Annotated in this window: 5 protein-coding genes; all 5 read left to right on the top strand. The window is 42.7% G+C overall.

Going from position 1 to position 6,093, the window contains the following annotated elements; genetic code table 11:
* Nucleotides 1–269 precede the first annotated feature (269 nt).
* Entirely contained in the window at nucleotides 270–785 is a 516-nt protein-coding gene (locus EYY67_RS24075) for a fimbrial protein (protein WP_131694583.1), read from the top strand.
* A gap of 54 nt (nucleotides 786–839) precedes the next feature.
* A complete protein-coding gene (locus EYY67_RS24080; protein WP_131694584.1) occupies nucleotides 840–1,349 on the top strand; it encodes a fimbrial protein in 510 nt (169 codons plus the stop codon).
* 63 nt (nucleotides 1,350–1,412) lie between these two features.
* Complete coding sequence (locus tag EYY67_RS24085; RefSeq protein WP_131694585.1) at nucleotides 1,413–2,102, top strand: fimbrial biogenesis chaperone; 690 nt, start codon at nucleotides 1,413–1,415, stop codon at nucleotides 2,100–2,102.
* Nucleotides 2,103–2,181: 79 nt separating this feature from the next.
* On the top strand, nucleotides 2,182–4,770 hold the full coding sequence (locus EYY67_RS24090; RefSeq protein ID WP_131694586.1) for a fimbria/pilus outer membrane usher protein: 2,589 nt from the start codon (nucleotides 2,182–2,184) through the stop codon (nucleotides 4,768–4,770).
* A 14-nt stretch (nucleotides 4,771–4,784) separates the two neighbouring features.
* Nucleotides 4,785–5,741 carry a fimbrial protein gene (locus tag EYY67_RS24095; RefSeq protein WP_165498003.1) on the top strand — a complete coding sequence of 319 codons (957 nt, stop codon included), beginning with the start codon at nucleotides 4,785–4,787 and terminating at the stop codon, nucleotides 5,739–5,741.
* Nucleotides 5,742–6,093: the final 352 nt, after the last annotated feature.

Genomic DNA, 6,093 nt, shown 5'->3' on the forward strand with positions numbered 1-6,093 from the left:
ATTTAAAAGATTATTCATAATGTAGTTATAGTTCTTTATAAGTAATTACTTGCAACATCTTCCCCGAGAAAAAAATAGAGTTGTGTAGCATTGCTAAAACATCAATTAAGCAAACTAGCTGTATTATTAACCCTGTGGTGCACTAATATCTGCGGCAGAAGCAAGGACATTAAATTAAATTTATTTTAGTTTTCTGGGCTTGTTTTATTATTTAACTGGACTGAAATAATTGTCTGTGGAATGAAAACTCAAAGCAAAGGGAAATGTAGATGAAAATGAATACTTATTTAAAAGTCAGCTTGTTAGCTGCAGGTCTGGCAGCTGCAAGTGCTTATGCAGTTGATGATAGCGGTACACTGAAATTCAATGGCCAAATCATCTCTGGTGCATGTACTGTCGATGGTACCCTTGCACCGATCGCATTTGGTGATGTTTCTGGTAGTGCAATTATCGATGGCTCCGTTGCAAAGCAAGACATTACGATTAATCTGACCAATTGCCCGGCTGTAAATAACGTGATGCTGACTACCAATGGTGATAAAGATGTTACCAATAATAAATTGCTGAAATTGTCTGATTCTTCTTTAGCAACAGGCTTTGGTATCGGTCTGTACAACGAAGATGGCAGCGAATTGGCAGTTCAGACAGCGTCAAATCCAGTGGCTGTGAATCCAGAACTGGGTACCGCAGTAATTAACCTGAAAGCAGCTCCGGTTAAAGCGGGCGAAGTTGTAACCGGTGGTGCATTTGATGCAACGACCAGTTTCACACTGTCTTATAACTAATAAAGTAAGTGAATTTTTAGTTCGCTGATATTTAAATATATAAAGGATTATCTCATGAAAATGAAAATGGTTTCAGCAGCCGTATTTGTATTTGCTGCACTCGGTTCTCAAGCTGCTTCCGCTGTTGATGGTACACTTAATTTTACCGGTACCGTTAAATCAAGTGCTTGTACTCTGGAATCAAAAGATTTAACGGTCAACATTGAGAAAGTAGCCGCTGCTACCCTTAATGCGCTGGCACCAGGTGAAACTTCCCCTGGCGCATCTAAGCCATTTAGCCTTGTTTTCACTAATTGCCCGGCTTCAATTACTAGCGCAAACGTGAAGTTTAAAGGTAGTTCTACTACGGTTAACCAGTTTACCTCAGCTACTCCGTCTGCTGTTGGTACGATGATCAAAGCAGAAGATGGCACGATTCAGGTACCTAATACTGATATGCCTACTGCCTTGGTTGAAGGGGATAACACCCTTAATTATGTTGTTGCGATGACCCGTACAAAAACTAGCAATGTAGGCACTGGCTCTTGGAGTCTAAATATTCCGTTCGAAATTACTTATCAGTAATTTCTACTATTAGTAATGATGCGGAATAAGGTCATCTTATTCCGCTTTTTTATGAGGTATTTTATGAAACGTGCAGCCATTATTATGTGTGGTCTGTTAGGGTTGTTCTGTCTTTCTCAGGCAAATGCAGGAGTGACAGTGGGGGCAACACGCGTTATTTTTGCCAGTGATATGAAGGAGACCTCTCTGTCTGTGAATAATACTGGAAGTGACTCCGTTTTCCTTGTGCGTTCCTGGATTAGCAACTTTGATGAAGTAAATAAAAGTGCGGTACCGTTTATTTCAACACCGCCATTATTCAGAATAGAGAAAAATCAAAATAGTATTATTCGTATCGCGCTAAAGTCTGGCGCAGGTTTACCGAAGGATCGAGAGTCCATTTACTGGATGAATGTTCTGGTTATACCGCCGACACAAAGTAAAAATGAAGATGCGGGCCGTTTACAGTTCTCGGTGAATAATCGTCTGAAATTGATTTATCGTCCTGAAGCGCTGAACAACAAAGATCTCAAAGACATTTACACCAAAATTAAATTCACACGCACTGGTGAAGGTTTAACTGTATCCAATTCGACCCCTTATTATGTTTCATTCGGAAAAATAACCATTAACAACAGCCAGGTGAAAGATAACGTGATGGTTCCTCCATTGGGCAGCATTGTAATTAAGCAAGCACCTTCTGGAAGTGATATATCGTGGACAGTCATTGATGATTACGGTGGTGTTTCAAAAACGGGTCATGCAAAAATTTAATAAGTAAAATAATTAAGATCGTCAGGCGTCATTATTGATAAGGAAAAATAATGAAAAACGAAAACAAGGACTTTCTGTGATGAAAAAGGAAACATCTTTTTTTGCGGAAGTTGTTAATCAATACGCAGCACAACAAACTTTCAAACTAAAAAGTCTGTCGTTATTCATATTATTAGCATTTAACTATAATGCTTTTGCCGCCGAAGAATTCAGTGCAGAAATGCTCAAAGCTGTGGGTAATGGCGGTAGCATGGATGGTGTCGATCTTAATTATTTTGCTAATGAAGGTGGCCAGGCACCTGGCACTTATTCTGTGGATGTCTTCCTAAATAATGAGTTAATTGAAAGACGCTTTGTTACCTTCGTCGATGTTCCTGATTCACCAGGGAAAATTTTCGGTAAAGTGACGCCTGCGCAACTCTATGAGTATGGTGTAAAAGACGATGTTTTCCCGGCATTAAAAACGCAATCTCCAGGTCAGGCGATGGAAAAACCGCTGGTAACCTATATACCCGACGCCACAGAAAAACTCGATCTGGCAGGGGGGAAGTATTACATTACTGTTCCTCAAATCGGGGTTCGTCCCCACGTTCGCAACGCTGTTGATCCTTCTCTCTGGGAGAATGGCATCCCTGCATTTTTGCTGAACTATAACTATTCCGGTTCTGACACTGACGATGATATTAGTGGTAATACTAAGTCCAATTATCTGAACCTGCGTAGCGGTATGAACCTGGGGGCATGGCGATTACGCAATTATTCAACCTATGCCGATAACACCAATGATGATGGCGATAAAACGCACTCATGGGATTCGATTCAAACCTACCTGCAACGCGATGTGCGCTTCCTGCAAGGTGGGCAACTAACGATAGGTGAATATTCTACACCGGGTGAGGTTTTCGACAGCTTCCAGTTCACGGGTGCACAACTCTCATCTGATGACAACATGCTGCCGGACAGGTTACGTCAGTATGCGCCGATCATTCGTGGCATCGCGCGAAGTAATGCGCAGGTCACCATTGAACAGGACGGCTATACCATTTATCAAATGAACGTCGCACCGGGTCCGTTCTCCATTACTGACCTCTATCCCTCCAGTAACGGCGGGGATATGAAAGTGACGATTAAAGAAGCCGATGGTTCGACTACGGAATATACGCAGGCAACCAGTTCCGTTCCAATCCTGCAACGCGAAGGCCGTTTAAAATATAACGCCACGGCAGGTCGCTACCGTTCTGGTGTGGAAGGTGCAGAAGAACCTAATTTCGGCCAGTTGACTGCCATTTATGGGCTTTCATCTAATACCACTGTCTATGGTGGCGCGCAATATGCGGATAATTATAAAGCTGCATCAGCGGGCGTCGGTATGGATATGGGGGAAATCGGTGCGTTGTCCGTGGACATCACGCATGCGATAAGTACCCTGGACGGCATTGGTGATAAAACCGGGCAGTCTTATCGCATTATGTATGCGAAGAATATTGATCAAACTGATACTAACCTTCAGCTCGCTGGCTACCGTTATTCCACCAAAGGTTTTTACACTTTCGACGATGTGCAGAAATTTAAAGCCGAAAGTGATAATGGGCTGGACGAATTTAATCGTACGCATAATGTTCGCAGTAAAATTCAGGCCAGCATTAATCAGAATATAGGCGACCTCGCTACGGTATATTTAAGCGCCAGTGAACAAGATTACTGGGGTGGCGATGGCAAAGAACGGTCAGTTCAAACCGGATTAACCAGTTCATTTAAAGGGATGACTTACGGCCTGAATTATAGCTATACCAAAAACCCAGGTACTGATGAAGCCGATCAAGTATTTGCATTTAATTTTTCTGTGCCGTTTAGTGCGTTTATGAATTCATCTAGAGCCTGGGCCAGTTATAATATGACGTCCCGTAAAAACGGTTCTACCAGTCAGCAAGCCGGTGTCAATGGCACGTTACTGGAAAATAATAACCTCAGTTATAGTGTTCAACAAGGTTATGAAAATAAAGATGGCGGTGCTTCCGGTTCTGCTTCATTGGATTATAAAGGCTCATCCGGCGAAGCGCTGGTAGGCTATAACTATACCGATCAAAATAAACAAATGACCTATGGCCTCTCAGGCGGCTTATTAGTGCATGAAAATGGCCTGACCCTTTCTCAATATATGGGTGATAGCGTCGCACTCGTAAAAGCGCCTGGAGCGTCTGATGTTTACATTGAAAACAGTACTGGCGTGAGAACTGACTGGCGTGGTTATGCCGTCGTACCTTATGTTCAGCCGTACAAGAAAAATGAAGTGAGGTTAAGAACCGAAAGTATGGGTTCGAAACTGGATATTGCAGAACCTTCATTAACCGTTATACCGACCAAGGGCGCAGTCGTATTGGCGAAATATAATGCCAAAGTAGGCGATCGTGCGTTAATTACGATGACTTACGCCGGTGCGCCATTGCCGTTCGGTACTGTAGTTTCTGTCATGGACAGCGAAACAGACAATACAGGCATTGTTGGTGAGAACGGCGAGGTCTATCTGACCGGGCTGGCAGCAAAAGGGCGCTTGTTGGCGAAATGGGGTAATGGCACAGAGAAGCAATGCTATGCCAGTTATCAACTCGCGAGCACCCCGGAAACTGCTGAAGATTTGATCAAGCAAGCCTCAGCACAATGCAAATAATTATGAGAAAGATAATGAACAGACAGAATATTCTTTCATTGAAATCGATATGTCATCTGGGGTTATTCATTGCCACTGCTTTGACCTGTTTTGCCGCAAGCGCGGGGTGTCAGAATGTGCAACCTGCAAATTTTTTCAGTACGTCAGTGGACAGTTTGTCAGTGACTCGTGAAACATCCATAGGCAGTGTCGTCTATACCGATGCCAATCCGGCAGGTGGGAATAAATTTGCCGATTCTTGCACTGGTACCTATTTCTATACTATTGAGACTCAAGGCACACGAACGCCTGTGGGAAATAATATTTTCTCAACCGGCAGCAGTGAGGGTGGTGCTGGAGGTATCGGTTTCAGAGTTAAAATAGACGGCTCGGTGGTTAACAATGATTCAACCGTCATCAGAACGAGTGCAGTTTCACCTCTCATGTCACCTCAGGTCACTATTGAAATTTTGAAAACCGGTACGGTCACGCCGGGTTGGATAAATGGCAATTTATTTGACCTGTATTTACATGACGATAATGGTAATAAATACAGAGTAGGAGGATATAACTTCTTCACTACGGTTAAAGAAATTGGCTGTGATTTTATCGATTCCTCATCCATCTCGGTTCCTATGCCGCCGGTGAGTAATCAGGACTTTGATGGTATCGGCAGTGAATCGAGTAAAACGGCTAATGCAAATATCCGTCTTACCTGCAGTGCCAATACACCGGTCTTTTTCCGCGTATTCAATAATCAAGGCCGCAATAATATCATTCCTGTTTCTTCAGATAGTGAAGCAAAAGGACTTGGGATTCGTCTGGCAATGAATGGTCAGGATCTGGATTTTAATACTTCTTATAATATTGTTAACACAACCCGGGAAATGGATGTCACTATTCCGTTGCAGGCACGTTATGTACAAACTGACGAGCAGATAACGGGGGGCGAACTGAAAGCCACAGCAGCATTTGTTATCCAGTATAATTAGTTAATTGCGTTAAACAACGAAGCCCCCGGCATAAACCGGGGGCTTCGTTGTTTATGTTGCAAGGTGAACGTCATCGCGCACCATCATCTGCCTATAAATCTGCAAGAGAACATAACAGCTGTTTCAGTATAACGAATTCCTTATTTATTTCAAAATCGCTCATTGAAGGGGTGTGTCAGGTGTGAGTTTTCATCCGAATCAGAGCGTCCCTAACCACAATGTAATCTTACTAATCTTCCTAATCTTCTTATTTTCGCAAGGAGTGACGTTTTTTTTCCATGTTTTACGCTGAGTTAAACGCTATATCATATGCTGAATAAACTATTAAGTTAAATTAATTACGGATATATCT

The sequence above is a fragment of the Rahnella victoriana genome, from assembly GCF_004330295.1.
GTDB lineage: Bacteria > Pseudomonadota > Gammaproteobacteria > Enterobacterales > Enterobacteriaceae > Rahnella > Rahnella victoriana.

Excerpts from the sequence above, each read along its gene's own strand:
- EYY67_RS24080 (WP_131694584.1), top strand. The coding sequence starts at position 840 with ATGAAAATGAAAATGGTTTCAGCAGCCGTATTTGTATTTGCTGCACTC.
- EYY67_RS24075 (WP_131694583.1), top strand. The coding sequence starts at position 270 with ATGAAAATGAATACTTATTTAAAAGTCAGCTTGTTAGCTGCAGGTCTG.
- EYY67_RS24090 (WP_131694586.1), top strand. The coding sequence starts at position 2,182 with ATGAAAAAGGAAACATCTTTTTTTGCGGAAGTTGTTAATCAATACGCA.
- EYY67_RS24085 (WP_131694585.1), top strand. The coding sequence starts at position 1,413 with ATGAAACGTGCAGCCATTATTATGTGTGGTCTGTTAGGGTTGTTCTGT.
- EYY67_RS24095 (WP_165498003.1), top strand. The coding sequence starts at position 4,785 with ATGAACAGACAGAATATTCTTTCATTGAAATCGATATGTCATCTGGGG.